This window comes from Micromonospora sp. 050-3 (genome assembly GCF_046549335.1).
Lineage (GTDB): Bacteria > Actinomycetota > Actinomycetes > Mycobacteriales > Micromonosporaceae > Micromonospora > Micromonospora trifolii.
Genome location: NZ_JAJPVX010000003.1, coordinates 545,060 through 571,650 on the forward strand (window position 1 = coordinate 545,060; position 26,591 = coordinate 571,650).

Annotated in this window: 24 protein-coding genes; 14 read left to right on the plus strand and 10 right to left on the minus strand. The window is 71.8% G+C overall.

From position 1 onward, the window contains the following. Positions 1-37: 37 nt before the first annotated feature. From ACLJOK_RS30630 to ACLJOK_RS30640, 3 genes are all read left to right on the plus strand, one after another. Complete coding sequence (locus ACLJOK_RS30630; RefSeq protein WP_410821977.1) at positions 38-388, plus strand: S24/S26 family peptidase; 351 nt, start codon at positions 38-40, stop codon at positions 386-388. A 145-nt stretch (positions 389-533) separates the two neighbouring features. Beyond that, positions 534-1,712 (plus strand): NADP-dependent malic enzyme, encoded by a 1,179-nt coding sequence (locus ACLJOK_RS30635; protein WP_410821978.1) that lies wholly within the window; start codon positions 534-536, stop codon positions 1,710-1,712. Between the two features lie 43 nt (positions 1,713-1,755). Continuing rightward, a complete protein-coding gene (locus ACLJOK_RS30640; protein WP_238677856.1) occupies positions 1,756-2,718 on the plus strand; it encodes a zinc-binding dehydrogenase in 963 nt (320 codons plus the stop codon). 137 nt (positions 2,719-2,855) lie between these two features. Here the strand turns inward: ACLJOK_RS30640 and ACLJOK_RS30645 are convergent, their stop codons facing one another. Next, positions 2,856-3,821 carry an alpha/beta hydrolase family protein gene (locus tag ACLJOK_RS30645; protein ID WP_410821979.1) on the minus strand — a complete coding sequence of 322 codons (966 nt, stop codon included), beginning with the start codon at positions 3,819-3,821 and terminating at the stop codon, positions 2,856-2,858. 88 nt (positions 3,822-3,909) lie between these two features. Continuing rightward, positions 3,910-4,959: an aldo/keto reductase gene (locus ACLJOK_RS30650; protein ID WP_410821980.1), complete on the minus strand. Its 1,050-nt coding sequence runs from the start codon at positions 4,957-4,959 to the stop codon at positions 3,910-3,912. A 91-nt stretch (positions 4,960-5,050) separates the two neighbouring features. Here ACLJOK_RS30650 and ACLJOK_RS30655 point away from each other — a divergent pair, with 91 nt between their 5' ends. Next, on the plus strand, positions 5,051-5,470 hold the full coding sequence (locus tag ACLJOK_RS30655; RefSeq protein WP_410821981.1) for a MerR family transcriptional regulator: 420 nt from the start codon (positions 5,051-5,053) through the stop codon (positions 5,468-5,470). Here the strand turns inward: ACLJOK_RS30655 and ACLJOK_RS30660 are convergent. After that, positions 5,446-6,342 (minus strand): alpha/beta hydrolase family protein, encoded by an 897-nt coding sequence (locus ACLJOK_RS30660; RefSeq protein WP_410821982.1) that lies wholly within the window; start codon positions 6,340-6,342, stop codon positions 5,446-5,448. The two genes, ACLJOK_RS30655 and ACLJOK_RS30660, sit on opposite strands and share 25 nt — an antisense overlap. 157 nt (positions 6,343-6,499) lie before the next feature. On the opposite strand from ACLJOK_RS30660, the gene ACLJOK_RS30665 reads away from it, so the two are divergent. Then, complete coding sequence (locus ACLJOK_RS30665; protein ID WP_238677859.1) at positions 6,500-6,673, plus strand: hypothetical protein; 174 nt, start codon at positions 6,500-6,502, stop codon at positions 6,671-6,673. Between the two features lie 88 nt (positions 6,674-6,761). On the opposite strand, the gene ACLJOK_RS30670 is transcribed toward ACLJOK_RS30665, so the two are convergent. The 7 genes from ACLJOK_RS30670 to ACLJOK_RS30700 all read right to left on the minus strand — a co-directional run bounded on the left by ACLJOK_RS30670 (position 6,762) and on the right by ACLJOK_RS30700 (position 17,055). Further along, on the minus strand, positions 6,762-7,877 hold the full coding sequence (locus ACLJOK_RS30670; RefSeq protein ID WP_410821983.1) for an acetate/propionate family kinase: 1,116 nt from the start codon (positions 7,875-7,877) through the stop codon (positions 6,762-6,764). Continuing rightward, positions 7,874-9,952, minus strand: a complete 2,079-nt coding sequence (pta, locus tag ACLJOK_RS30675; protein ID WP_410821984.1) for a phosphate acetyltransferase — start codon at positions 9,950-9,952, stop codon at positions 7,874-7,876. The genes ACLJOK_RS30670 and pta overlap by 4 nt, the downstream gene beginning before the upstream one ends. Before the next feature lie 219 nt (positions 9,953-10,171). Beyond that, positions 10,172-10,357 (minus strand): DUF6104 family protein, encoded by a 186-nt coding sequence (locus ACLJOK_RS30680; protein ID WP_334503408.1) that lies wholly within the window; start codon positions 10,355-10,357, stop codon positions 10,172-10,174. A 120-nt stretch (positions 10,358-10,477) separates the two neighbouring features. Then, on the minus strand, positions 10,478-14,233 hold the full coding sequence (locus ACLJOK_RS30685) for a multifunctional oxoglutarate decarboxylase/oxoglutarate dehydrogenase thiamine pyrophosphate-binding subunit/dihydrolipoyllysine-residue succinyltransferase subunit (protein WP_410821985.1): 3,756 nt from the start codon (positions 14,231-14,233) through the stop codon (positions 10,478-10,480). A 287-nt stretch (positions 14,234-14,520) separates the two neighbouring features. Continuing rightward, positions 14,521-15,333: an ABC transporter permease gene (locus ACLJOK_RS30690; RefSeq protein WP_410821986.1), complete on the minus strand. Its 813-nt coding sequence runs from the start codon at positions 15,331-15,333 to the stop codon at positions 14,521-14,523. Then, complete coding sequence (locus ACLJOK_RS30695; RefSeq protein WP_410821987.1) at positions 15,330-16,265, minus strand: ABC transporter ATP-binding protein; 936 nt, start codon at positions 16,263-16,265, stop codon at positions 15,330-15,332. Before ACLJOK_RS30695 ends, ACLJOK_RS30690 begins: the two co-directional genes overlap by 4 nt. A 142-nt stretch (positions 16,266-16,407) precedes the next feature. After that, complete coding sequence (locus ACLJOK_RS30700) at positions 16,408-17,055, minus strand: hypothetical protein (protein WP_410821988.1); 648 nt, start codon at positions 17,053-17,055, stop codon at positions 16,408-16,410. A 159-nt stretch (positions 17,056-17,214) separates the two neighbouring features. Between ACLJOK_RS30700 and ACLJOK_RS30705 the strand changes: the two genes are divergently transcribed. From ACLJOK_RS30705 to ACLJOK_RS30745, 9 genes are all read left to right on the plus strand, one after another. Continuing rightward, positions 17,215-17,988 carry a GNAT family N-acetyltransferase gene (locus ACLJOK_RS30705; protein ID WP_410821989.1) on the plus strand — a complete coding sequence of 258 codons (774 nt, stop codon included), beginning with the start codon at positions 17,215-17,217 and terminating at the stop codon, positions 17,986-17,988. Then, complete coding sequence (locus tag ACLJOK_RS30710; RefSeq protein ID WP_410821990.1) at positions 17,985-18,923, plus strand: lysophospholipid acyltransferase family protein; 939 nt, start codon at positions 17,985-17,987, stop codon at positions 18,921-18,923. The genes ACLJOK_RS30705 and ACLJOK_RS30710 overlap by 4 nt, the downstream gene beginning before the upstream one ends. 124 nt (positions 18,924-19,047) lie before the next feature. After that, positions 19,048-19,872, plus strand: a complete 825-nt coding sequence (locus ACLJOK_RS30715) for a DUF4097 family beta strand repeat-containing protein (protein WP_410821991.1) — start codon at positions 19,048-19,050, stop codon at positions 19,870-19,872. Beyond that, positions 19,869-20,480, plus strand: a complete 612-nt coding sequence (locus ACLJOK_RS30720) for a PadR family transcriptional regulator (RefSeq protein WP_410821992.1) — start codon at positions 19,869-19,871, stop codon at positions 20,478-20,480. The genes ACLJOK_RS30715 and ACLJOK_RS30720 overlap by 4 nt, the downstream gene beginning before the upstream one ends. Positions 20,481-20,566: 86 nt before the next feature. After that, positions 20,567-21,268, plus strand: coding sequence for a response regulator transcription factor (locus ACLJOK_RS30725; protein WP_030336721.1), 702 nt, complete (start codon positions 20,567-20,569; stop codon positions 21,266-21,268). Next, entirely contained in the window at positions 21,265-22,821 is a 1,557-nt protein-coding gene (locus ACLJOK_RS30730; protein WP_410821993.1) for a sensor histidine kinase, read from the plus strand. Before ACLJOK_RS30725 ends, ACLJOK_RS30730 begins: the two co-directional genes overlap by 4 nt. A 62-nt stretch (positions 22,822-22,883) precedes the next feature. Beyond that, positions 22,884-24,524, plus strand: a complete 1,641-nt coding sequence (locus tag ACLJOK_RS30735) for a trypsin-like peptidase domain-containing protein (protein WP_410821994.1) — start codon at positions 22,884-22,886, stop codon at positions 24,522-24,524. Positions 24,525-24,702: 178 nt separating this feature from the next. Beyond that, positions 24,703-25,374, plus strand: a complete 672-nt coding sequence (locus tag ACLJOK_RS30740) for a BON domain-containing protein (RefSeq protein ID WP_410821995.1) — start codon at positions 24,703-24,705, stop codon at positions 25,372-25,374. Positions 25,375-25,522: 148 nt separating this feature from the next. Next, entirely contained in the window at positions 25,523-26,578 is a 1,056-nt protein-coding gene (locus ACLJOK_RS30745; RefSeq protein ID WP_410822222.1) for a glycosyltransferase family 4 protein, read from the plus strand. Positions 26,579-26,591: the final 13 nt, after the last annotated feature.

The following is a 26,591-nucleotide window of genomic DNA, read 5'->3' on the forward strand; positions in this document are numbered from 1 at the left end:
CTGGGGATGCTCCCCGAACGGGGTGGAGGTGAAACCAGTGGTCGCCGATCACCCGGCTGAGGTGCCCCGGTTGCGGAGGCCGCTGACCGCCGTTCTGGTGACCGGCCCGTCCATGGCCCCGACCCTGCGGCACGGTGACGCGGTGCTGGTTCGTCCCGGTGGCCGCCCGACCCGAGCCGGCGACGTGGTGGTCGCGGTCTTCCGGACCCGGCCCGATCTGCTGGTGGTGAAGCGTGCGGTGCGGCCGCAGGACGGCGGCTGGTGGCTACGCGGCGACAACGACCTGATCACCGACGACTCCCGGGCGTACGGGGTCGCCGACGTACGCGGACGGGTGGTGGCCCGCTACTGGCCCCGCCCCGGACGGGTGCCTCGTCGTCAGTTATGACCCTGCTCACATCCGAGGGATGGTGCCGACACTATGCTCGGAAAGTGCCCGGGTGACCCCCCGCACCGCGTGCCACCGCTCGCCGCCCACCTCGCGGCGGGGCCGGCCGCCTCACATCTGCTCGACAGATCCTGGAGTCACCACCATGCCTTCGTCCACCGTGGACCCCGCTGATCCCGTCTTCCAACTGCACCGGGGCGGCAAGATGGCCGTCACCTCGACCGTGCCGCTCACCAGCCGGGAGGACCTCTCCCTGGCGTACACCCCGGGGGTGGCCCGGGTGTGTGAGGCGATCGCCGCCGACCCCGCACTGGTAGACGACTACACCTGGGTGTCGCACACGGTCGCGGTGGTCACCGACGGCTCGGCGGTGCTCGGGTTGGGCAACATCGGCCCCCGGGCAGCGATGCCGGTGATGGAGGGCAAGGCGGTGCTGTTCAAGCAGTTCGCCGGGGTGGACGCGGTGCCGGTGTGCCTGGACACCCAGGACGTGGACGAGATCGTCGCGGTGGTGCGGGCGCTGGCCCCCTCCTTCGGCGGGATCAATCTGGAGGACATCAGCGCGCCGCGTTGCTTCGAGATCGAGCGTCGGCTCGACGAGGCGCTGGACATCCCGGTCTTCCACGACGACCAGCACGGCACTGCCATCGTGGTGCTGGCCGCGCTGCGCAACGCCGCGATGTTGCTCGACCGCAAGCTCGGTGACCTGCGGGTGGCGGTGAGCGGCGCGGGCGCGGCCGGTGTGGCCGTGACGAAGATGCTGATCGCCGGGGGTGTCAACGCCGACCAGGTGGTGGTCTGTGACTCCAAGGGGATCATCGGCCGGCACCGCACCGAGCTGACCGGCACCAAGGCCGAGCTGGCGGCGAGCACCAACGCCGACGGCCGCCAGGGCGACATCACCGAGGCGCTGCGCGACGCGGACGTGCTGGTCGGGGTCTCCGGCGGGCAGATCCCCGAGGCCGCGGTGGCCGGGATGGCGCCCGGCGGGATCGTGTTCGCGCTGGCGAACCCGACCCCCGAGGTGCACCCCGAGGTGGCCGCCCGGCACGTCGCGGTGGTCGCCACCGGGCGCAGCGACTACCCCAACCAGATCAACAACGTGCTGGCCTTTCCCGGCGTGTTCCGTGGCGCGCTGGATGCCGGCGCCACCCGGATCACCGAGGCGATGAAGGTCGCCGCCGCGGATGCCATCGCCGGTGTGGTGGCGGAGTCCCTGACCGCCGACGCGATCGTTCCGTCCCCGCTCGACCCGCGCGTCGCGCCGGCCGTGGCCGAGGCGGTCGCCGAAGTCGCCCGCCGCGACGGCGTCGCCCGCCGCTAGCGGGCCCGCGCACGGCTTCTTAACGAGCGCTCAGCTTGTTACCGTGCCGATCATGCGTGCTGCCTTTGCCTCCCGTTTCGACGACGCCGATCCGCTCGCCGCACTCACCGTCGGCGAGCGGCCCGAGCCGACCCCTCCGGCCGACGACTGGGTGACCGTGCAGTTGCGGGCCACCTCGCTCAACCACCACGACCTCTGGTCGCTGCGCGGGGTGGGTCTCACCGAGGCCCAGCTGCCGATGATCCTCGGCTGCGACGCGGTCGGGCTGGACCCGGAGGGGCGCCAGGTGGTCGTGTACCCGGTGGTCGTCACGCCGGGTGACCCGCGCGGGGTTTCCATCCTCTCCGAGCACTTTGCCGGGACGCTCGCCGAGCGGGTGGTCGTACCCCGATCGAACTTGATCCCGCTGCCCGACGGCATGGCGGCGACCGACGCGGCGTGCCTGCCCACGGCCTGGCTGACCGCGTGGCGGATGCTGACCACCAAGGGCCGCGTCGCGGACGCCGACAGTGTGCTGGTCCAGGGCGCGGGCGGTGGCGTGGCCACCGCGGCCGTCGCGCTTGCCGTCGCGATGGGCAAGCGGGTGTACGCGACCAGCCGCGACGCCGCCAAGCGGGACCGGATCTCGGCCCTCGGCGCCATCGCTGTGGAGCCCGGCACCCGGCTGCCGGAACGGGTGGACGTGGTGATCGAGACGGTCGGCGCCGCCACCTTCGACCACTCGCTGAAGTCGGCCGCGCCGATGGCCCGGATCGTGGTCTCCGGCGCGACCGCCGGGCACGAGCCGTCGGTCAACCTGCGCCGGGTCTTCGCCATGCAGCTGGAGATCCTGGGCACCTCGATGGGCACGCCCGGCGAGTTGTACGAGCTGCTGGCGTTCTGCTCCGACAACGAGGTGCGCCCGGTGGTGGACAGCGTCATCCCGTTCAGCCGGGTCGAGGACGCCTTCGCCCGACTGCACTCCGGGGACGCCTTCGGCAAGGTCGTCATCGACCACACCGCCTGACGCGCACCGCACCGCGCCGCCGCGCCAGGCCCGGCCCCGCCGCAAGATCGCGCAACATCATGGAAATAGTGGCCTCCGCGTCGTGGGAGGCCACTATCTCCTGGTTACTGCGCGATCTTGAGCGGCCGGGGCGGGCGTCAGAGGTGGTCGTCGAAGGTGGCGATGTCGCCGCGCGTCGCGTCGGTGGGGATGCGCTTCTTTGCGTCGGCGTCGCCGTAGAGCGACCAGCGCAGGAACTCGACAGACGTGTCCGAGACGACCCGCAGCGTCGCGCCGTCACTGAGCAGCGCCCGGCCGTGGTCGCCCTTGGGCAGGCTCAGCATCGCCTTCGGCCAGGGCACCTTGTCGTACGCGGCCCTGCCCGCCGCGTACTCGACCACCTCGTCCAACTCGCCGTGCACGAACAACTGCGGTGCGGCCGCACCGGCGAACGCGGTGCCCACCCCGAGCGCCGTGCCGGCGAACACCACACCCGCGTCCAGCCGTTCGTCCCGGCTCGCGGTGAAGAGGCCGATGGTGGTCACGCCGCCCGCCGAGTGCCCGGCCGCTGCCACCCGCTCGCCGTCCAACCGGCCGCGCAACGCGTCGCCGGCCTTGCCGTCCATCGCCAGCACCTGGTCCAACGCGTACGACACATCGGCGGGCTGGTTGAGCACGTCGAGGACGTTGTTGTCCGCGCCTCGGGAGGTGTGTGGGAACGTCGGTGCGGCAACCACGAAACCCGCCGCCGCCCAGCGGGTCAGCAGCGTGGCGTAGTCGTCCGGTCGCCCACCCAGGCCGTGACTGAACATCACCACCGGGAACCGGCCCTCCGCCGCCGTCGCCGACCGTTTGGCCGCGCCGCCGGACTGCCCGGCCGCCGGGTACCAGAGCGTCGTCGGCAGCGCGCGGCCGTCCCGGTTCAGCTTGAGCTGGCGTACGCCGACCGCGAAGGCGCGCTGCGGGGCCTTGCCGGCGGGGACCTGTGGTGTTGGTGTGGCGGCGGGCGGTGGTTCGACCGCCTGCTGCTGGCCCTCGGTCTTCCTGGAGTCCGCCGAGCAGCCGACCAGACCGGCCATGAGGACGGCGCTGGCCAGCAGGGCGGGGGTGACGCGACGTGGCATGAATCCGATTGTGCCTTGCCCCGCAGACGTGCCCGGTGGACTTCGACGCGGTGTGCCCGTCGACTCACCCAGCGCTGCGCGGCCGGCATCAGGCCGCGGCACGTTCGGCTAGCTGGCGTCGCCGTCGTGCGGTGTCGGTCAGTGCGCGCGGAGGGAAGGCGGCGTTGGGGTTGTACCGGTTCGTTCCGGGCGGAACGATCTCGTCGATCCGGTCGAGGGTCGCGTCGTCCAGGGTGAGCGTGGCGCCCTTGAGCAGGTCCTCCAGTTGCGGCATGGTTCGCGGTCCGATGATTGCCGAGGTGACCGCCGGATGGGCGACTGTGAAGGCGATGGCGAGCTGCGGAAGCGTGCAGCCGATGCTCCCCGCGAGGTCGACGAGCTGTTCCACGATGTCGAGCTTGGCGGCGTTCTCGGCGATCGTGGGGTCGAACTGCGCCGGCCGGAGTACGGCACGCCCGGTCGACAGGTCGATGGGCTGGTCCCTGCGGTATCTGCCGCTGAGGAACCCGAAGGCGAGCGGGCTCCAGACCAGCACCCCCATGCCGTAGCGCTGGCAGACCGGAAGGGTTGACGCCTCGACCCCGCGGGCCAGGATCGAGTACGGCGGCTGCTCGGTGCGCAGGCGTCCGAGGCCGCGCCGCTCGGACACCTGGTGCGCCTCGACGATCTCCTCGGCCGGGAACGTCGAGCAGCCGAAGGCGCGGATCTTCCCGTCGCGGACGAGGTCGGTGAGCACCGAGAGCGTCTCCTCGATGTCGGTCGAGGGGTCAGGACGGTGGATCTGGTAGAGGTCGATCCAGTCGGTGTTCAACCGCCGGAGGCTCCCCTCGACGGCCTTGAGGATCCACCGCCGCGAGTTGCCACAGTGGTTGGGGCCCTCGCCCATCGGAAAGTGCACCTTGGTGGCCAGCACGACGTCGTCCCGGCGCCCGCGCAGGGCCTTGCCCACGATCTCCTCGGACTCACCCCGGCCGTACATGTCGGCGGTGTCGACGACGTTGATGCCCTGGTCGAGGGCGGTGTGAATGATGCGGACACAGTCGTCGTGGTCGGGGTTGCCGACGGCACCGAACATCATGGTCCCGAGGCAGTGGGTGCTCACCTCGATGCCGGTGCCGCCGAGGGTGCGATAGCGCATGTCGATGCTCCTTGGCTGGGTCAATGGCGATCACCGCGCACCCTAGGAGCTCGAGTCGGCTCTAGGTCAACTCCTCGTTACCCTGCTCGGCATGGCTGAGGTCACCGCGAGTCTGAGCATCGGACAGGTCGCCGAACGCACCGGCTTGAGCGTGCACACCCTCCGCTTCTACGAGCAGGAGGGCCTCTTCATCAGCCCGGTACGCCGTGGGCCTGCCGGGCGTCGCAGCTACACCCAGGACGACGTGGACTGGCTGACGGTCTGCATCATTCTTCGCGCTTCCGGCATGCCGCTGCCCGCGCTCCGCCGGTACACCGACCTCGTCCGGGAAGGCGCCGGCAACGAGGAGGAAAGACTCGCGCTCCTGCGCGAGCACCACGGGCGCGTCACCACCCAGATCGGCAGGCTCACCCAGAGCCTGGACCTGATCACCTTCAAGGTCGGGGTGTACGAGGATCTGCTCGACCAGGACCGACGCCGGCCGGGTCAGTGGGCCGGGCGGGACTCGTAACGGGTCAGGGCGGGGGAGTGGGCGTCGGCGGGGAGGCGGTCGCCGGCGGCCCGGTCGCCGTAGAGGGTCCAGCGCAGGAAGTCGGTGGTGGTGGCGAGGACCGGGGCGAAGCCCGGGTGGCCCGGCGTGAGGTACGCGCCGTGGTCCTGGCCGAGCAGGCTGAGGAACGCGGCCGGCCCGGGGGTGCGCGCGTACGCGGCCCGGCCGACAGTCACCGGCACCACCGGGTCGGCCGTGCCGTGCACGAAGAGCACCGGCGCGGTGGGCCCGGCGAAGCTGCCCGGCAGCCCACCGCCGGCGATCACGATCCCGGCGCGTAGCCGGGCCGGGTGGCCCTCGCTGAACATGCCGGAGGTGGTGAAGCCGCCCGCCGAGTGCCCGGCGGCGGCGACCGAGGTCAGGTCGAGGTGCCCGGCGAGGGGATCGACCCGACTGCGGTCGAGATCGCCCAGATACCGGATCAGTCGCCAGGCGTCGGCCGGCTGGTGGCGTACGTCGGCCCGGGTGAAGTGCGCGGCACCCTGCCGGGTATGCGGGTACGCGGGTGCGGCCACCACGAAACCGGCCGCAGCCCAGCGGGTTGTCAGGCCGGCGTGCAGCTCAGGTCGGCTGCCCAGCCCGTGGCTGTAGATCACCACCGGGAACCGCCCGGCCGCCACCTGATCGGTCGACGCCGGGTACCAGATCGTCACCGGCAGGGGGCGCGCCGAGCGCGGATCGAGGGTGAGCGTACGCACGCCGACGGCGTACGACCCCTCGGGCGCCCGACGCGCCGACACCGGCCCGGTGGCCCCGCCGGCCACGGCCGTGGCCGGCGCACAACCGGCCAGCAGCGCTGTCACCAATGCGGCCATCAGCCGGCCCGCCCCCATCGTTCCACGGTAGGTGCCCGGGCGGGCGTAGCGGCCCCGCCGTCCGGCTCGGGTGCACCCGCCACCCGGTCGGGTCACCTCCGCCGGCCGGGTCCACCCCTGGGACGCCGCGGGCCGGGGACGGTGCCGCGTGACCAGCTTCGCTAGGGTCACCGACATGCCTGAGAACTACACGGACCCCAGCGGCAACACCGAGGCGTTCCGCGCCTTCAACCAGACGCCGGAGGCTGCGGCGCCGACGGAGGCCCCGTCCCGACTGCCGCTCATCATCGGTGCGGCGGTGGTCGTCGTGGTGCTGGTGGCACTCGTCGCCTGGCTGGCGACCGGCTGACCGAGACGTCTGGCTGGCGTCTCGCTGAACGGGCTCTATCGACTCGCGCGCACCCTCGGGCCTCCCGGGGGTGCGCGCCTCAGTGGCGTCAGGCCGCTCCGATCACGTCCCGGGTCTGCCGGGCGATTTCCCGCTCCTCGTCGGTGCGGATGACGCAGACGCTCACCTCGGCGCCGTCGGGCGAGATCAACCGGTCGCCCTCGCCGTCGTTGCGGGCGTCGTCCACTGTGATGCCGAGCCGGCCCAGGCCGGCCAGCGCGGCAGCCCGCACCGGCGCGGCGTGCTCGCCGACCCCGGCGGTGAAGGCGATCGCGTCGACCCGACCGAGCAGCGCGTAGTACGCCCCGACGTACTCGGTGATGCGCCGGCAGTACACGTCGAAGGCGAGCGCCGCCGCCCGGTCACCGGCGGCCCGGCGTTCGAGCACCTCGCGCATGTCGTTGACGCCGCTCAGCCCGAGCAGGCCGCTGCGGTGGTTGAGCAGGTCGTCGATGTCGTCCACCGACAGCCCGCCCTCCCTGCGCAGGTGGAAGATCACTGTCGGGTCCACGTCGCCGCTGCGGGTGCCCATCACCAGCCCCTGCAACGGGGACATGCCCATCGAGGTGGCGACGCTGCGACCGTTCGCCACCGCGCAGGCGCTGGCCCCGTTGCCCAGGTGCAGGGTGATCGTGTTGACCTGCTCGTACGGGCGGCCCAGCAGCTCGGCGGTGCGCCGGGACACGTACGCGTGTGAGGTGCCGTGGAAGCCGTACCGGCGGATGTCGTACCGCTCGGCGGTCTCCCGGTCGATCGCGTACGTCGCGGCGGCCTCCGGCAGGGTGTGGTGGAACGCGGTGTCGAAGACGGCGACCTGCGGGACGTCCGGCAGCGCCGCGCGGGCCACCTCGATGCCGGCAAGGTTGGCCGGGTTGTGCAGTGGGGCGAGCGGCACCAGATCCTTGATCGCGGCCAGCACCGCGTCGTCGACCAGCACCGGCGCGCTGAAGGTCCGGCCACCGTGCACCACCCGGTGTCCGACCGCCGCCAGCCCGGTCAGGTCCAGCCCGTCCAGGATCTGCCGGACCGCCTCGGCGTGGTCCGCCGGGCCGCCGCCGGGCTCACCGATCCGCTCGACGGTGCCGTGGTCGAGTGCCCGGTCGTCGTCGTAGCGGCGCCACTTCACCGACGACGACCCGCAGTTGAGCACCAGTACCCGACTCACGACGCCTCCTCGGTTGCCGCCTGGATGGCGGTGATCGCCACCGTGTTGACGATGTCCGGCACCGTGGCGCCCCGCGACAGGTCGTTCACCGGCCGCCGCAGGCCCTGCATGACCGGGCCGACGGCGACCGCCCCGGCCGAGCGCTGCACCGCCTTGTACGTGTTGTTGCCCGTGTTCAGGTCCGGGAAGATGAAGACCGTTGCGTGTCCGGCGACGGGGCTGTCGGGCAGCTTCGTGGCCGCCACCGCCGGGTCGATCGCCGCGTCGTACTGGATGGGTCCCTCGACCAGAAGGTCGGGCCGGCGTTCCCGGACCAGCCCGGTGGCAGCGGCGACCTTCTCCACGTCGGCGCCCGCGCCGGAGCTGCCGGTGGAGTACGACAGCATTGCCACCCGGGGTTCGATGCCGAACCGGGCGGCGGTGTCGGCCGACGAGATCGCGATGTCGGCGAGCTGGGCCGCGTCCGGGTCGCGGTTGACCGCGCAGTCGCCGTAGACCAGCACCCGGTCGGCGAGCAGCATGAAGAAGACGCTGGAGGCCACCGAGACGTCCGGCAGCGTACGGATGATCTCGAATGCCGGCCGGATGGTCGCGGCGGTGGTGTGCGTGGCGCCGGAGACCATGCCGTCGGCGCGGCCGGTGGCCACCATCAATGTGCCGAAGTAGTTGGGCTGCGCCACGATGTCGTGCGCCAACTCGGCGGTGACGCCTCGGTGGGCGCGCAGCTTGGCGTACTCGGCGGCGAAGTCGTCGCGCCACCCGCTGGTGCCCGGGTCGACCACCTGCGCGTCGCCGAGGTCGATGCCCAACTCCCGGGTGCGCCGGGCGATGTCGTCCGGCCGGCCGAGCACCGTCAGCTCGGCCACCCCGCGGCGCAGCAGGATCTCCGCCGCGCGCAGGATCCGCTCGTCGGTGCCCTCCGGCAACACCAGGTGCCGGGGCTTCGAGCGGGCCCGGTCGATCAGCTCGTTCTCGAACATCAGTGGGGTGACCCGCGCCGACCGGCTGACCCGCAGCCGACGGGCAAGGTCGTCGGTGTCCACACAGCGCTCGAAGGCGCCGAGCGCTGCCTCCACCTTGCGGGGATTGGTCGCGCTGGGCCGGCCCTCGATGCGACTGGACGCGGCCACAGTGTCGTAGCTGTCGCTGCGTACGGAGAGCACCGCCAACCCGGTGTTGAGCCCCTCCACCAGTCGCATCACCCGCGGGTCGGGCTGCTCGCCGAGGGTGAGCACCAGCCCGGCCACCGACACCTGCCCGGCCACGTGCGCGGCGCTCGCGGCGACGAGCAGGTCGGCCCGATCCCCGGGGGTGATCACCAGGGCGCCCTCGGTGAGGTGGCCCAGCAGGGTCGGCACATGTGCCGCGCCGACCACGAAATCCAGCACGTCGCGGCCGAGCGCGGCGTCGTCCCCGGCCAGCAGGGTGGCGCCGAGCGCCGCCGCCACCTCGGCGACCGTCGGTGCCGACACTGTCGGCACCTCCGGAATGGCGTACGCGGGGACCGGCAGCTCGGGCAGCGTCATCGGCTCGGTCACCCGGTTGGCGATCACCGCGAGCACTGTCGCGCCCAGGTCGGCCAGGTCGTGGTACGCCCCCCGCATCGCCGACGCGACGGCCGCCGGCTCCTGCCCGAAGCCGTCCACCACCGGCACCACCACGCTGCCGAACTCGGTGGCCAGCCGGGCGTTGAAGGCCAGCTCCCGAGGGTGGGCCGGGTCGCCCGGCTCGTCGAAGTCACTGCCCACCACGACCACCGCCGGGCACTGCCGTTCCACCGCCCGGTAGCGCTCGACGATGGCGGAGATGAGCTGCTCCCGTCGGCCGTCGGCGACCAGCGCCGCAGCCTCGGCGTAGCTCGCCCCGGCCAGCTCGGTCAGCGGCACCTCGACCCGGTACCGCTCGCTCAGCAGGGCGAGGATCGGGTCCTGGCCGGTGTCGGCCACCAACGGCCGGAACACGCCGATCTGCCCGACCTGGCGAGACAGCAACTCCGCCAACCCGAGGGCAATCGTCGACTTGCCCCCGCCCGAACCGACGCTGGTCAGATACACGCTGCGAGCCACAGCCCCCACCCTAGAAGATCGTCGGAGTGGCAACCCCTCGCGGGCTGGAAAGGGAACCTTGGGGTGGTGCGTCTCGTCGGCCGGTTGGCGGGGTGGTTGGGTCGTCCTTTGCTCTGCTTCAACCCACGCACCAGCAGGTGTCCGGATATCGGACGCTCAGCATTGCGTCCGTTGAAGCAGAGCAAAGGACGCGAGGGGTAGGTATGGGTGTCGCTCCCGTCCGACGGACTAGGCGTCGTCGTCGTCGGGGTCGTCTAGGCGCGCCAGGTAGGTTGCCAGGCGCTCGATGGGGGTTTCGAAGTCGGGGTTGAGGTCGACGAAGTCGCGCAGGCGCTCGCCGAGCCACTCCAGGGTCACCTGATCCTCGCCCCGGCGCTCGACCAGCTCTTCGATGCCACGGTCGGTGAAGTACACGGGTACGTCCTTGTGCTCGGCCCGGCTCGGGCCGGGCGGGTGGTGGGTGGGTGGGCCTACGAGAGCCGGGGCAGGACCGCTGTGAAACGGCCCTGCCCCGGCTTCCGTGCTCAGATCAGGTCACGGGCGGGGGAGAGCCGCCTCGATCAGCGCGTTCTGCTCGACCTCGTGGGTCTTGGCCGAGCCGACCGCCGGGGCGGCCGCGGCCGGGCGGGAGATCCGCCGCAGCCGAACGTCAGTGAGGTGCTCCAGCAGGTTGAGCGCGACGAACGACCAGCCACCCTGGTTGGCCGGCTCCTCCTGCACCCAGGCGAAGTCCTCCGCGTTCGGGAACTGCGCGAGGGCGGCCCGGATCTCCTCCACCGGCAGCGGGTACAGCTGCTCCAGTCGGAGGATCGCGGTGTCGGTGACGCCGCGTTCCTGCCGGGCCTGGAACAGGTCGTAGTAGACCTTGCCGGAGCAGAGCAGCACCCGCTTCACCGCCTCCGGCGCCGGGGCGGCCGTGTCGCGCAGCACCGGCTGGAAGGTGCCGGTGGTGAAGTCCTCCACCGACGAGACGCAGAGCTTGTGCCGCAGCAGCGACTTCGGCGTGAACACCACCAGCGGCTTGCGCTTGGGCGACAGGGCCTGGCGGCGCAGCAGGTGGAAGTAGTTCGCCGGGGTCGTTGGAATGGACACCCGCATGTTGTCCTCGGCGCACATCTGCAGGAACCGCTCCGGCCGGCCGGAGGTGTGGTCCGGGCCCTGGCCCTCGTGGCCGTGCGGCAGCAGCAGGGTGATGGCGGAGCGCTGGCCCCACTTCACCTCACCGGACGAGATGAACTCGTCGATCACCGACTGGGCGCCGTTGACGAAGTCGCCGAACTGGGCCTCCCAGGCGACGAGGGCGTTGATGTTCTCCACCGAGTAGCCGTACTCGAAGCCCATCGCCGCGTACTCGCTGAGCAGCGAGTCGTGCACGAAGAACCGGGAGCGGTCGCCGTCGCCGGTGAGCGACTTCAGCGGCAGGTAGTCGTCGCCGGTACGGGAGTCGACCACCGAGGCGTGCCGCTGGACGAACGTGCCGCGACGAGAGTCCTGCCCGGCGAGCCGGACGGTGACCCCGTCGTGCAGCAGCGCCCCGAGCGCGATGATCTCGCCGAAGCCCCAGTCGATGTTGCCCTCGACGGACATCTTGGCGCGTCGGTCCAGCAGCTGCTGGATCCGCTTGTGCGGGGTGAAGCCCTCCGGCAGGTTGATGTGCGCCTCGCCGACGGCCTTGACCACCGACGCGTCGGTGGCGGTGTCGACCTGGGGCTCCGGCTCCTCCTCGCGGCGCGGCCGGTTGAGCTGGCGCGGTGCCGAGGCGGCGTCCCGGGTGGCCTTGAAGACCTTCTCCAGCTGCGCCTGGTAGTCGCGAAGCAGCTCCTCCGCGTCCTCCACGGTGATGTCACCGCGACCGATCAGCTCCTCGGTGTAGAGCTTGCGGACCGAGCGCTTCGAGTCAATGATCTTGTACATCTGAGGGTTGGACATCGACGGGTCGTCGCCCTCGTTGTGCCCGCGCCGGCGGTAGCAGACCATGTCGATCACGACGTCCTTGTTGAACGTCTGCCGGTATTCGAACGCCAGCCGGGCCACCCGGACCACTGCCTCCGGGTCGTCGCCGTTGACGTGGAAGATCGGCGCCTGGATCATCCGGGCCACGTCGGTGCTGTAGAGGCTGGACCGGCTGTATTCCGGGGCGGTGGTGAAGCCGACCTGGTTGTTCACCACCACGTGCACGGTGCCGCCGGTGCGGTAGCCGCGCAGCTGGGACAGGTTGAGCGTCTCGGCGACCACGCCCTGCCCGGCGAAGGCGGCGTCACCGTGCACCGCCAGCGGCAGCACTGTGTAGCCCTCCAGCTTGAGGTCGATCCGGTCCTGCTTGGCCCGGACGATCCCCTCCAGCACCGGGTCGACGGCCTCCAGGTGCGACGGGTTGGCCACCACCGACACCTTGACCGCGTGCTCGCCGTCGGGGGTGGTGAACTTGCCGTTCTGACCCAGGTGGTACTTCACGTCGCCGGAGCCCTGCGTCGAGCGCGGGTCCAGGTGACCCTCGAACTCCGAGAAGATTTTCTCGTACGGCTTGCCGACGATGTTGGCCAGCACGTTGAGCCGACCCCGGTGGGCCATGCCGATGACGACCTCGTCCAGCCCGTTCTCGGCGGAGGATTCCAGCACCTCACCGAGCAGCGGGATCAGCGACTCGCCGCCCTCCAGCGAGAAGCGCTTCTGGCCGACGTACTTGGTCTGAAGGAAGGTCTCGAACGCCTCGGCGGCGTTCAGTCGGTTGAGCACGTGCTTCTGCTCGTCGGCGGACGGCTTCTCGTACTTGCGCTCGATCCGTTCCTGGACCCAGCGCCGCTCCTCCGGGTCCTGGATGTGCATGTACTCGATGCCGACCCGGCGGCAGTACGAGTCGCGCAGCACGCCGAGGATCTCGCGCAGCTTCATCCGCTGCCGGCCGGCGAAGCCGTTGACCGGGAACTCGCGGTCCAGGTCCCACAGGGTGAGCCCGTGCTGGAGGACGTCCAGGTCGGGGTGCTTGCGGATCTTGAATTCCAGCGGGTCGGTGTCGGCCATCAGGTGACCGCGCACCCGGTACGCGTGGATCAGCTCGTGCACCCGGGCGGTCTTGTTGATCTGACCCTCGGAGTTGACAGCGACGTCGCGCATCCAGCGCACCGGCTCGTACGGAATGCGCAGCGCGGTGAAGATCTGGTCGTAGAAGCCGTGCTCGCCCAGGATCAGCTCGTGCATCACCTTGAGGAACTCGCCGGACTGCGCGCCCTGGATGATCCGGTGGTCGTACGTGCTGGTCAGCGTGATGATCTTGCTGACCGCCAGCTCGGCCAGGGTGGCCTCGGACATCCCCTGGTAGGGGGCCGGGTACTCCATCGCGCCGACACCGATGATCGCGCTCTGCCCCTGCATGAGCCGCGGCATCGAGTGCACGGTGCCGATGCCGCCCGGGTTGGTCAGCGAGATCGTGGTGCCGGAATAGTCCTCCATGGTCAGCTCGTTGCGCCGCGCCCGTCGGACCACGTCCTCGTACGCCTGCCAGAACTGCCGGAAGTCCATCTGCTCGCAGCCCTTGATGGAGGGGACCACAAGGTTGCGGCTGCCGTCCGGCTTGGCCAGGTCGATAGCGATGCCGAGGTTGACGTGCGCCGGGCGGACAACCGCCGGCTTGCCGTTGGCCTCGGCGAAGGAGTTGTTCATCTCGGGGTGCTGGACCAGCGCGCGCACCATGGCGTAGCCGACCAGGTGGGTGAAGCTGACCTTGCCGCCCCGCCCACGGGCGAGGTGGTTGTTGATCACGATGCGGTTGTCCACCAGCAGCTTGGCCGGGACCGCGCGCACGCTGGTCGCTGTGGGCACGCTCAGCGAGGCGTCCATGTTCTGGACGATCTTCGCCGCGACGCCCCGCAACGGGGTGGTCTGCGGGCCGTCGGCGCTCGGCGCGGCGGCCTTGGCGGCCGGCTTGGCCGGGGTGGCCTTCTCCGGCGCGGCCTTCGGCGTTGCCGGGGCGGCGGGCTTGGCCGGCGCCGGCTGGGCGGCGGCCGGCTTGCTCGCGGTCGCCGGCTTGGCCGGGGCGCTGGGCTGGGCCACAGTGGCGGCTGCCTCCGGCTGGCCGTCCGGCTCCGGGGCGGCGGCCGGCTTGTTCGACGAGTCGGCGCCGCGCGGGGTGCCCGCACCCGGTGCCGGTCGGTAGTCGGCGAAGAAGTCGTGCCAGGCCGAATCAACGCTCGATGGGTCGGCGAGGTAGCGCTGGTACATCTCCTCGACGATCCACTCATTCGGGCCGAAACCCGCCAGTGGGTTCTCCTGCGAAGTCTGCTGGGTCGACACGGCCGGTAATCGCCTCTTTCACGCGGGTTTGTGTGGCACGCGGTGGGTCCGTCGCGCCCGATTAGAAGCACGGACTGGACGGGTTCCAGGCTACGCCGTACCGATCCCGCAGGCATTTCCGCCTCGGTCCCGTGGCCGGTTTCACAGAAGATGCCAGAAGTTCAGCAACGCCTGCGCGCACCGTGTCGAACTGCTAACACCCGGCCCTCGCGCGGCCGGTCGGCGCGGGTGACGCCCGACCCCGGAGCGGCCAGCGTGTCGTTGCCGCCCCGGGGTCGCAGACGCCATCAGGCGATGTCGCGCCGCCGGGTGAGCAGGATTCCGGCGATTCCGCTGACCAGCGCGTAGCCGATCAGCACCAGGGCTCCGACCCACCAGGACGGGGTGAACTCCGAGGTGCCCTCCGTGATCATGACCTGGGACGCCACAGCGGGCCAGACCACCTGCCACTTGAGCACCGCCTGGCTGTCGAGCACGTTCGACAGGAGCAGGAACAGCAGACCCACCACCTGGGTGCCGATCAGATAGAGCACCGCCGCCGTGATCACCGCGCCGAGCTGGTTGGTGATCAGCGTGCCGATGCCCACCCCGAGGATCGTCCAGATGGCGTAGGCCAGCAGGTTGAACAGCAGCGCCCGCTGCACCGGCCACTCACCGAGCTGAGTGCCGTAGTCGTTCGCGGACAGGAAGATCGCGCCGGCGGCCAGGTCGATGAGCGTGGTCGCCAGCCAGAACATGAAGCCGAGCAGGCTGGCGGCGACGAGCTTGCTGACGATGACCGACGTTCGCCGGGGAGTCGTCAGGAACGTCGTGGTCGCGGTCTGGTGGAAGAACTCGTTGGTGACCATCAGGATGCCGATAAGCATCACGAACATCAGACCGAGGTACTGGCCCGAGGTGTAGAGGTTCGCCGCCTGCGCCGGCGCTGTCGCCTGCTCGGCGCTGACGCCGATCTCCTCGGCGTCGCCGCCGAGCGTCGTGACGAGCAACCACGCGTTGATCGCGAAGGCCAGGGCGATCGAGAGGAGCGCGCCGAGGGCCAGCCACCACCAGGTGCTGGTGGTACGGATCTTGAGTAGCTCGGATCGGACCAGGTTCATCGGATGCCCGCCTTTCCGGCCGTCAGCTCCAGGAAGACCCGTTCCAGATCGGGCCGTTCGGTGGTCAGTTCGTGCAGCTCGACGCCTGCCGCGAGGGCGGACCGGCCGATCGTCGGGGCGTCCACCCCGCCGACCAGCAGCACACCCTGCTCATCGGTCTCGATGGTCGCCGACTGCGCCTTGAGGGCGGCGGCCAACACCTCGGCCTGCGGGGTGCGGACCCGGACCCGGGCGCTCTGGGCCATCGACCCGAGCACCTGGTCGACCGGACCCTGCCGGACCAACTGCCCGGCCGCGATGATCACCACGTCGTCGGCGAGCAGCTGCATCTCCGACAGCAGGTGGCTGGAGACCAGCACCGTACGACCCTCGTGGGCGAGGTTCTTGAGGAACCCACGCATCCACCGGATGCCCTCCGGGTCCAGCCCGTTGGCCGGCTCGTCGAGGATCAGCACGCGGGGGTCACCGAGCATCGCGGCGGCGATGCCGAGCCGCTGCTTCATGCCCAGCGAGTAACCCTTGAACTTGCGCTTCGCCGCCGGGGTCAGCCCGACCAGGGCCAACGCCTCGTCGGCCCGCTGCTTGGGCAGCCCGGCCGCAGCGCAGATGACCCGCAGGTGGTTGATGCCGGTGCGGCCCTTGTGCGCGCTGGACGCCTCCAGCACCGCGCCGACCTGCCGCAGCGGGGTGGCGAGGTCGGCGTACCGCTGGCCGCTGATGGTGGCCGTGCCGGCGGTCGGCGTGACCAGATTCAGCAGCATGCGTAGCGTGGTGGTCTTGCCTGCGCCGTTCGGGCCGAGGAAGCCGGTCACCCGTCCCGGCGCCACTGTGAAGGACAGGTTGTTCACCGCCCGGACGTTCTTGTACTGCTTCGTCAGACCGGACACCACGATCTGACCGTCGCTGGTGGGGCTTCGCTGCCCGTCAGTCATCGTTCTCCTCCCGTGTGTGGCGTCGAGGTACGCCGTGGCACAGCGTGACGGCCCGTGGCAACAAGGTCAATCAGGCGCGGTCGGTACGTTTGCCTCCGTCGCGGGGTGGACGCGACTCATCCCTGCGGACTACGGCCCGGGCTCAGCGGGCGATCCAGGTTGCCCGCGCCGCGCCGAGCAACGACCCGTCCGGGCCGTACAGGCTGGTGTGCACGAGCGCCTTGCGCCCATCGACGCGCAGCAACGCCCCGGTCACCACGCACTCGTCGCCCGGCCCGGGCAGCGCCGCGACCACGGCGGCGATCCGGCCCAGCAGGTACGGGCGGCCCGGCGCGAGCACCGCCCAACCACCGGGGCAGTCCAGCGCAGCCCAGACCGTGGCCGCACTGACCTGAGCTGGCGCGCGGAACGGCGCCGCGGTCCGGCCGTCCGGCAGACGGCCGGGGAAGATCCGCAGCCCGTCGGCCCGCTGCGGCCCGCAGACGTAACAGCTGGGGAACGGATGCTCGACCAGGCCGGGGTAGCGGGCCGCGGCGGCCACCGCCGTCGCCAGGTCCACCGGGGGTACGACGGCATCGATCACCCCGGCCGGACGCACCTCGGCCACCAGCTCGCCGGCCGGGTCCCGGACCTTTCCGTCGACCAGTGTCAGCTCGGTCGCCAGCGGTGGTGGCCGGCGCAGCGTCACCTCGACCGGTCCGCTGCCGCCCGCCTCGGCGGCGAAGACCCCCGCGCTCCAGCCGCCGTTGCCGGAACCGGCGGGCCCGTTGTAGCGGGTTTCGATGCGCATCGTCGACCTCCGGTGGTGCGGGTCGGCGCCTTCGCCGGCCTGCCCGGGCAGCCTCGCACGGTCCGCGCCGGGCGCCGCTAGCGGTCTCGCCTGCCGGCGTTCATCCGATCGACACCGGTGCGCCCCGTGAATGGCAACCCGGGCACCTACACAGATCCCATGGCCGTTCTGCATGCCGCTGGCGCACCCCTGAAGACCAGCGGATACACCCTGCTGATCGCCGACGACCCCACCCAGGTCGCGGCCGCGCAACGCCTGCGCCACGAGGTGTTCGCCACCGAGCTCGGCGCCACCCTCCTTCCCGGCGAGGCCGGGTTGGACGTGGACCCCTTCGACGCGTACTGCGACCACCTGATCGTCCGCGAGGACAGCACCGGCGAGGTGGTCGGCACGTACCGGCTGCTGCCGCCGGGGCGCACCACCCGGCGCTACGCCGAGGACGAGTTCGACCTGAGCCCGCTCGACCCGCTCCGCGACGACCTGGTCGAGGCGGGTAGGTCCTGCGTGCACCCGGACCACCGCTCCGGCGCGGTGATCAACCTGATGTGGGCCGGCATCATCCGTTACCTGCACCTGCGCGGCTCCCGCTGGCTCGGCGGCTGCGCGTCGGTGCCGGTGGCTGACGGTGGGCGGACTGTCGCCGAGGTGTGGACCCAGGCCCGGGCCCGGCACCTGTCGCCGCCGCCGCTGCGGGTCCGCCCGTTGCGGCCCTGGTTCACCGAGGGGGCTGCCGCCGGCCCGCTCGCCGCTGCCCCGGCCGGGCGGGTAGCGGTTCCGCCGCTGCTGCGTGGCTACCTCCGGCTCGGCGCGTGGATCTGCGGCGAGCCGTCGTACGACAGCGACTTCGGGTGCGCGGACTTCTACGTCCTCTTCTCCCTGGATCGGATGAACCCGCGCTACCTGCGGCACTTCCTCGGCGGGGAGCAGCGGTGACCGCCGTGCCGCGTGACCTGTGGCGGCCCTCCTCGGGCTGCGACGACGACTGCCTGCCGGCGGCCGGCGAGGTGCCCACTGTGCCGGTGGCCCGCCGGGTGCTCCGGCTGGTCGCCGCGCTCGGCATGCTGCTCGCCGGTATCCCGGTGGTGCTGCTGCTGCCACTGCTTCCCACTCGGGAGCGGCAGGGTCTGGTCAGCGGCTGGGCGCGGGCCACCGCACGTGCCTTCGGCGTCCGCCTCGTGATCCGGGGTCGGTTGCCCCGGCGGCGCGCGCTGCTGGTCGCGAACCATGTCTCCTGGCTGGACATCCTCGCCGTGCTGGCGGTCGCCCCCACCCGGATGGTGGCGAAACGGGAGATCCGTTCCTGGCCGGTGGTCGGTCTGCTGGCCGCTGCGGCGGGCACTGTCTTCGTGGACCGCGCCCGGCCGCTGGCGCTGCCGAGGACCGTCGCCCGGGTCGCCGACGCGCTGCGCGCCGGGCGGTCGGTGGCGGTCTTCCCGGAGGGTACGACGTGGTGTGCCGGGAACGGTGCCACCGACTGCCGCCCCGGCGGTGGGTTCCGGCCCGCGACGTTCCAGGCGGCCATCGACACGGGCAGCCCGGTGGTTCCGCTGCGGCTCACCTATGGCTGTGCGGCCACCGGGTCGACCACCACGGCAGCCGCCTTCCTCGGTGCGGACACCCTGTTGCGCTCGGTGGCACGGGTGGTCGCGGCGCGGGAACTGGTGGTCTCGGTGACGATCGCCGCTGCGCTGCACCCGGCCCGTGACGCCGATCGGCGGTTGCTGGCCCGGGCCGCCGAGTCGGCCGTACACCTGGTGCCGACGGCGGGTGCCGTGGCGCGGGCCCGGCTGCGGCCGGTGCCGACGGTGGCCCCGGCCGTTCCCGTGCCGGCTCCGCTCGTCGATCGGGAGCTGGACCTGGCGGCCTGAGGGGCGCACGCCGGACGCCGAGCCGGCGACCAACTCGCGACCTGTCTTGTGGTGTCGCGATGTATCGCGTTACATTCTCCTCCTGTTCGACGTGCGTCCCGCGCGTCGTCGAGAGGGGGACGCCATGGCCGGATGGACGGTCGAGAGCCCGCAACGGCTCACAGTGGACGCTCCGGTCGCCCGGCTGGACGTTCGACTGATCAGTGGGCGGCTCAACGTGGTCGCCACCGACGGGCCGACCCGGATCGACGTGACCCAGGTCGGCCGTCGGCCGGTCCTGATCGACCACACCGACGGTCGGCTCAGCATCCGCCAGGAGCGCGGTCGGGGCTGGTCGGACGTCCTGCGCTGGTTCCGGATGATCCACCGCTATCCCCGGGTGGACGTCTCCATCGCCGTGCCCGCCGACGTCCTCGCCGACCTGGGCCTGGTCGCGGGCTCGCTGGTCGCCTCCGGCCTGCGCCGGCAGACCACAGTCAACGTCGTCGCCGGCCAGATCACCCTGATGGGGCTGCGCGGCAGCACCTTCGCGAAGCTGACCTCGGGCCCGGTGGAGGCGCTCGGCGTCCGCGGCGACCTCACACTGGAGACGGTCTCCGGCGAGGTGATCCTCGCCGACAGCGCCGCCGACCGGGTACGGGCACAGACCATCTCGGGCGCCATCACCTGCGACCTGGACAACCCCCGGCGCAGCGAGATCCGGTTGACCACCATCTCGGGCAGCATCACCGTCCGGGTCCGCGCGGACAGCGACCTCTCCGTCCAGCTGAACACCGCCTCCGGCCGGATCACCAGCGGCTTTCCGCAGCTTCGCAGCTCGACGTTCCCACTGCGCAGCAGCGAGGGGGTGCTCGGCGATGGCGAAGGTAAGCTCTGGGCTTCCGCGACCTCGGGGAGCATCGCCCTGCTCGCCCGAGCCGTCGACGACGATGGGGAGGAGCTGCCGTGACCGCCGTGTTCAGCCACGGGCGGCTCCGGCTCTACCTGCTCAAGCTCCTCGACGACGGCCCGAAGCACGGCTACGAGCTGATCCGCCTTTTGGAGGACCGCTTCCTCGGGCTGTACGCGCCCAGTGCCGGCACCATCTACCCCCGCCTGCAACGGCTGGAGGTCGAGGGTCTGGTCAGCCACACCGCGGCCGGTGGCCGCAAGACGTACGACATCACCGACGCCGGCCGGGCGGAGCTGCGCCAGCGGGCCGGTGAGTTGACAGCGCTGGAAACGGACATCGCGGCCTCCGTGGCGGATCTCTCCAGCCTCGCCGGCGAGATCCGCAGCGAGGTACGCGGATCGACTCGCGACCTCAAGCGGGAGTTGAGCGAGGCCACCCGGCAGACCCGACGGGCCCGGTGGGAGGCGCCAACACCGCCGCCCCGCGCGGCGCCGACCGCCGGGCCGCAGGCCGAACTGCTCGACGAACTCGACAAGCGGCTGGCCGCGTTCACCGCCGAGGTGGGCCGGCTGATGCGCGCCCGGCAGTTCAGCGACACCCAGTTGCGCACCGCGATCCGGCTGCTCGACGGCGCCCTGGACGGGCTGCGTCGCCTGCTGCGCTGACCGGTGTCACCGGGCGGCCGGGGACTCACAGCCTTTTTGCAGGAAGCGTCCAGCGCTGGCGCAGTGATGTCACCGATGATGGGCGCATGCCCGCTACCCAGACCGAGGCGCGACTGCTTGTCGTCGAGGACGACCCCAACATCCTCGAACTGCTCTCCGCGAGCCTGCGGTTCGCGGGCTTCGACGTGGCGACCGCGACAAGTGGAAGCGCGGCGCTCAACGCCGCCAAGGACCACCGGCCCGACCTGGTGGTGCTCGACGTGATGCTCCCCGACCTGGACGGCTTCGAGGTCATCCGGATGCTCCGCGAGGGCGGCACGCGTACCCCTGTGGTGTTCCTGACCGCCCGGGACGCCACCGACGACAAGATCCGTGGGCTGACCCTGGGTGGCGACGACTACGTCACGAAGCCGTTCAGCCTGGAGGAGCTGACCGCCCGGATCCGCGCCGTGCTGCGCCGCACCACTACCGGCGAGCAGGCACCGTCCCGGCTCACCTTCGCCGACCTGGAGTTGGACGAGGAGACCCACGAGGTGCACCGGGCCGGCCAGCGGGTGCAGCTCTCGCCGACCGAGTTCAAGCTCCTGCGGTACCTGATGCTCAACGCCAACCGGGTGCTGTCCAAGGCGCAGATCCTCGACCACGTCTGGAACTACGACTTCCGGGGCGACGACAACATCGTCGAGTCCTACATCTCGTACCTGCGGCGCAAGGTCGACACCACCCAACCCCGGCTGATCCACACTCTTCGCGGCGTCGGGTACGTCCTGCGCAAGCCGGCGGCGTGAACGCGGTCCAGCAGGCGAAGGGACGGGTGCGCAGCGTTCCGCTGCGGGTGAAGCTGGTCACCTCGGTGCTCGCGCTGGTCGCCGTCGCGCTCCTGGTGATCAGCTCGCTGACCGCGTACTTCCTCCGCAACTACCTGGAGGGCCAGGTCGACGGGCAGGTCCGGTCGACAGCCCAGGGCCTCGGCCAACTGCTCCCGAAGCTGCGCAGCGGCGAGGTCGGCGCGATGCTGCCCAGCGACTACGTCGTGATCGTGGCCGACGAGCAGCGGGTGTACCAGCCCAAATACGACGACCTCAGCTACGACCCCGACCAACTGCCCGCGTTCCCCACCAGCCGCGCAGGTTTCGAGGCGGAGGAGGGCGAGCCGCAGACCGTCCTGTCGCACAACGGCTACACCCGGTGGCGGGTGTACTACGCCCCGCAGCCGGACGGCTCGGTGCTGGCCGTGGGTCAGCCGCTGACCGACGTGGACCGGGCAGTGAAGCAGCTCGTCTGGATAGACCTCCTGGTCGGTGGCGCAGTGCTGATCATGCTGGCCTCGGTGGGCGCGGCGATCGTCCGGACCAGCCTCAAGCCCCTCGTCGAGATCGAACAGACCGCCGCCGCGATCGCCGGCGGTGACCTGACCCGCCGGGTGCCCGACCCGGAGGAGGGCCAGGCCGAGCCAACCTCGGAGCTGGGCCGGCTGTCGCGCGCATTGAACGCGATGCTCACCCAGATCGAGGCGGCGTTCACCGCCCGAGCCGCGTCGGAGACGTCGGCCCGGTGGGCGGAGAGCGCCGCCCGGGACGCCGCCGCCGCCGCTCAGGCGTCCGAGGCGCGGGCCATCCGCTCCGAGGAGCGGATGCGGCAGTTCGTCGCCGACGCCTCCCACGAGCTGCGGACCCCGCTCACCACCATCCGTGGCTTCGCCGAGCTGTACCGGCAGGGTGCCGCCCGTGCGCCGGAACAGACAGCAGGCCTGTTGCGCCGGATCGAGGACGAGGCCGCCCGGATGGGGCTGCTGGTGGAGGACCTGCTGCTGCTCGCCCGGTTGGACATGGAACGGCCGCTCTCGCTGACCCCGGTGGAGTTGCCGGTGCTCGCCTCCGACGCGGTGCAGGCCGCGCGGGCGATGGCACCGGACCGGCGGATCGAGCTGGAGATCGAACCCGAATCGGGCCCGCTCGTCGTCTCCGCCGACGACGCGCGGCTGCGGCAGGTGATCGGCAACCTGGTCACCAACGCGCTCACCCACACCCCACCGGAGGCCGAGATTTGGGTACGGCTGCGCGCCGAACCAGATGGCTTCGCCGTCGTGGAGGTGGCCGACACCGGCCCCGGCCTCTCGGCCGAGCAGGCGGAACGCGTCTTCGAGCGGTTCTACCGGGCCGACGCGGCCCGTACCCGTCGGGCCGACGGCAACACCGGCACCGGCCTCGGCCTGGCCATCGTTGCGGCGCTGGTCGCCGCCCACCACGGCTCGGTCCAGGTGGCCGAGACGCCCGGCGGTGGGGCCACCTTCCGGGTTCGGCTGCCGCTGCTGCCGCAGATCGATGGAGCGGGCGAGTGACTTTCAGCCAACTTCCAGGACGGTTCCAGGTTGATTGCAGTGCGGAGGGAGAAGGTAGTGCCATGACCGAGTTCGAGTCCGACCCGCAGCGCCGGCCGGCCCCCACCGACGCCGAGCCGTCGCACCCCACCGCCGAGCTGCCGCGCGACGAGCGCGTGCAGTCCGACTCCCCGACCACTCCCGTACCGGTCGTCTCGACCGGCGGTGAGCCGACGGTCGCCTCCACCACCGGTGACGCCGACACCACCGCCGTCACCCCGGCCGCCGCGCCCGCCGGGTACGCCGGCTCCACCGCGCCGCCCGCCGGCCCGCCGGCCGCCGCTCAGCCCACCGGGTACGAGCCGTCGACCGGCTACGAGCGCCCGGCCGCCGCTGCGTCCGCGCCGCCGTACCCGGTCTCCGGTCACCCGGCGCCCGGTCAGCCCGGCTACCCACAGCCGGCCGCCGGCCACTACCCCGGTGCACCCTGGTACCCGGGCCAGCAGTCCGGCTGGGCCGGCGGGGGCCAGCCGGGCATGCCGTACGCCCAGCACCAGCAGCACCCCGGGCAGCACGCCCAGCACCCCGGACAGCACCCGCACCACCCGGGCCAGCCAGTCCCGCCGTGGGGCCCGCAGGTCGCGCCGCCCGGCAGCGGCCCCCGGCCGGGTCGAATCGCCAAGTTCGCCGGTGCCGGCGTCGCGGTGTTCGCCCTGATGCTCGGTTCCGGCGTGGCCGGTGGGGCGCTCGCGCTCGCCCTCGACGGCGACGGCGGTGGCATCACCCGCACCTACTCCGCGGCTCCCGTGATCAATGGCGCCGACCTGCCGAAGATCGCCGCGGCGGTGCAGGACAGCGTCGTCTCGATCACCACCGACAGCGGTGAGGGCTCCGGGGTGGTGCTCAGCGCCGACGGGTACGTGCTGACCAACAACCACGTGGTCGCGTCCGCCGCCGGCGACGCCGTGCGGGTGGTCTTCGCCGACGGCAAGACCGCCGACGCGAAGATCATCGGCACCGACCCGAAGACCGACCTGGCCGTGGTGAAGGCCAGCGGGGTGAGCGACCTCAAGCCGGCCAAGTTCGGCGACAGCGACGCCATGCAGGTCGGTGACCAGGTGCTCGCCCTGGGCAGCCCGCTCGGTCTCCAGGGTTCGGTGACCTCGGGCATCCTCAGCGCCCGGGACCGCACCATCCGGGCCGGCGAGGGTCAGCCGCAGGACCCGACCCAGCAGCAGAGCCAGGCGGTCAGCTCGATCTCTGGCCTGCTCCAGACGGACGCCCCGATCAACCCCGGCAACTCCGGCGGCGCCCTGGTCAACACCCGGGGCGAGGTGATCGGCGTCAACACCGCCATCGCGACCTCCGGGCAGAGCACCGGCAACATCGGTGTCGGGTTCGCCATCCCCAGCAACAAGGCCAAGGACGTCGCGGGCAAGCTCCAGCGTGGCGAGAAGGTCAGCCACCCGTCGCTCGGCGTCGGCGTCAACCAGGCCGAGGGCGGCGGCGCGCTCGTCGCGTCGGTCACCCCGGGCAGCCCGGCGGAGAAGGCCGGCCTCCAGCGCGGCGACGTCGTCACCCGGTTCGGCGACAAGCCCATCAACGACTCGGACGACCTGGTCGGCGCGGTGCAGGCCGGCAAGGTCGGCGACCGGGTCGAGGTGCAGTTCAAGCGCAACGGTGTCGAGAAGACGGAGACCGTGACGCTCGCCGAGACGTCCTAACCAGCTATCTGAACCTGCTTCCTCCCTCCGGCGGCGGGTGGCGGGGCCGAGGGGGTCGGCTCCGTCACCCGCCGCTTCTTTCCGCCCGGACGGCGGTTCACCCGGATCGGGTGAACCGCCGTCACCCGTCCGCCCGGCAGGTTCGGAGGGCGACGACCGGAACCGGGGGTGGGGTGCCATGACCGAGGTGGTGGGTGTCCGCGACGACCAGCGGATCCAACGCGACGTCCTGGCCGAGCTGGCCTGGGACGTCCGGCTGCAACCGAACGAGATCGGGGTGACAGTCGACCAGGGCGTGGTCACCCTGACCGGATTCGTGGACGGTGCCGCTCGCGGTTGGGCCGCGACCCGGTGCGCACAGCGGGTTCGCGGCGTACGGGCGGTGGCCGACGAGATGGAGGTGCGGCTGCCCGGCACTCCGGGGCGTACCGACGCCGAGGTCGCCAACGCCGCCACCCGCGCCCTGGAGTGGGACAGCTTCGTGCCCGCCGAACGGCTGGACGTGACAGTGGCCAACGGCTGGCTGATGCTGCGCGGTGAGGTCGAGTTCGGGTGGCAGCGGCGGGCCGCCGAGGGCGAGGTGCGCCGGCTCGACGGCGTACGGGGGATCACCAACCTGATCGAGGTACGACCCGCGGCGCCACCGGCCGCCGAGCAGCTGCGGCGGGACGTCCAGCGGGCGCTGGTGCGCACGCTCGGCGGCGAGCGGGTGACCGTCGAGGTGGACGGCGACACGCTGGTCCTCGCCGGGGTGGTCCGTTCCTGGTGGGAACGCGACCAGGTCGAGCGGGTGGCATGGTCCGCGCCCGGGGTGCGGGTGGTCCACGACCAACTTCTGGTGGGCGGGTGATCGTCCGCCATGTCCGGTTTACCTGTGCCGCCACCGGGAACCCGCCGCCGACCGGCGGTGCCGCCGCACCGGGGAGCAACGGGGAGGACTCGTGGCCGTGAACCACCCGCCTGCGGGCCGCCCCGAGGAGCGGTCGCTGCGCATCGCGATGGTGGTTCCGCCGTGGTTGTCAGTACCGCCACCCGGCTACGGCGGCCTCGAACAGGTCGTCGCCGCACTGGTGGACGCGCTCTGCCGGCAGGGGCACTCGGTGACCCTGTTCGGCGCGGGCGGTGACCACGGCACGGCGGCCGACGGGTTCGTCTCCACAGTCGCCGAGGTCCAGTACGAGCGGCTCGGCGAGTCACTGCCCGAGCTGGCCCACCTGGCCCGGGTGAATCGGCTGATCAGCGCTGCCGACTTCGACGTGATCCACGACCACACCACCATCGGTCCGCTGGTCGCCGGCCGCCGGGCCGTGCCGACGGTCGCGACAGTGCACGGCAACCCCGTCGGGGAGTACGGCGACGTGCTGAGCGACATCGACGCGGGCGTCGCTCTGGTGGCCATCTCGCACGCCCAGCGCCGGCTGAACCCGGACCTGCCCTGGGCCGGCACAGTGCACAACGCGCTGGACATCCGGGGCTTCCCGCGCAAGCACACGCCCGGCGCGGGGCCGGTGCTGTGGCTGGCCCGGTTCAGCCCGGACAAGGGCCCGGACACCGCCATCCGGGCGTGCCGGGCGGCCGGTGTGCCCCTGCTGCTGGCCGGCAAGTGCAACGAGCCGGCCGAGCGCCGCTACTACGAGCAGGTCGTCGCGCCGATGGTCGACGAGGACGTGACAGTCGTGCTCAACGCGGACCGCGCGACGACGCTGCGGATGCTTGTCGACGCCCGCTGCCTGATCATGCCAATCCAGTGGGACGAGCCGTTCGGCATGGTGATGCTGGAGGCGATGGCCACCGGCACGCCGGTGGTCGCCCTCAACCGGGGTGCGGTGCCGGAGCTGGTTCGGCCGGGGCTGACCGGGCTCGTCGTCGAGCGGTCGGAGGAGCTGCCCGCGGCGTTGCTCGCGGCGGAGCGACTCGACCCGGAGGACTGCGTGGCGCACGTCGCGCGGAACTTCTCGGTCGAGCGGATGGCGAGCGGCTACGCGGAGGTCTATCGGCGCTTCGCGCTCGGCCGGCACGACGTCCGTGAACCGGCCCGGGTGCCGGTGCGCTGACCCACCGGTGCCG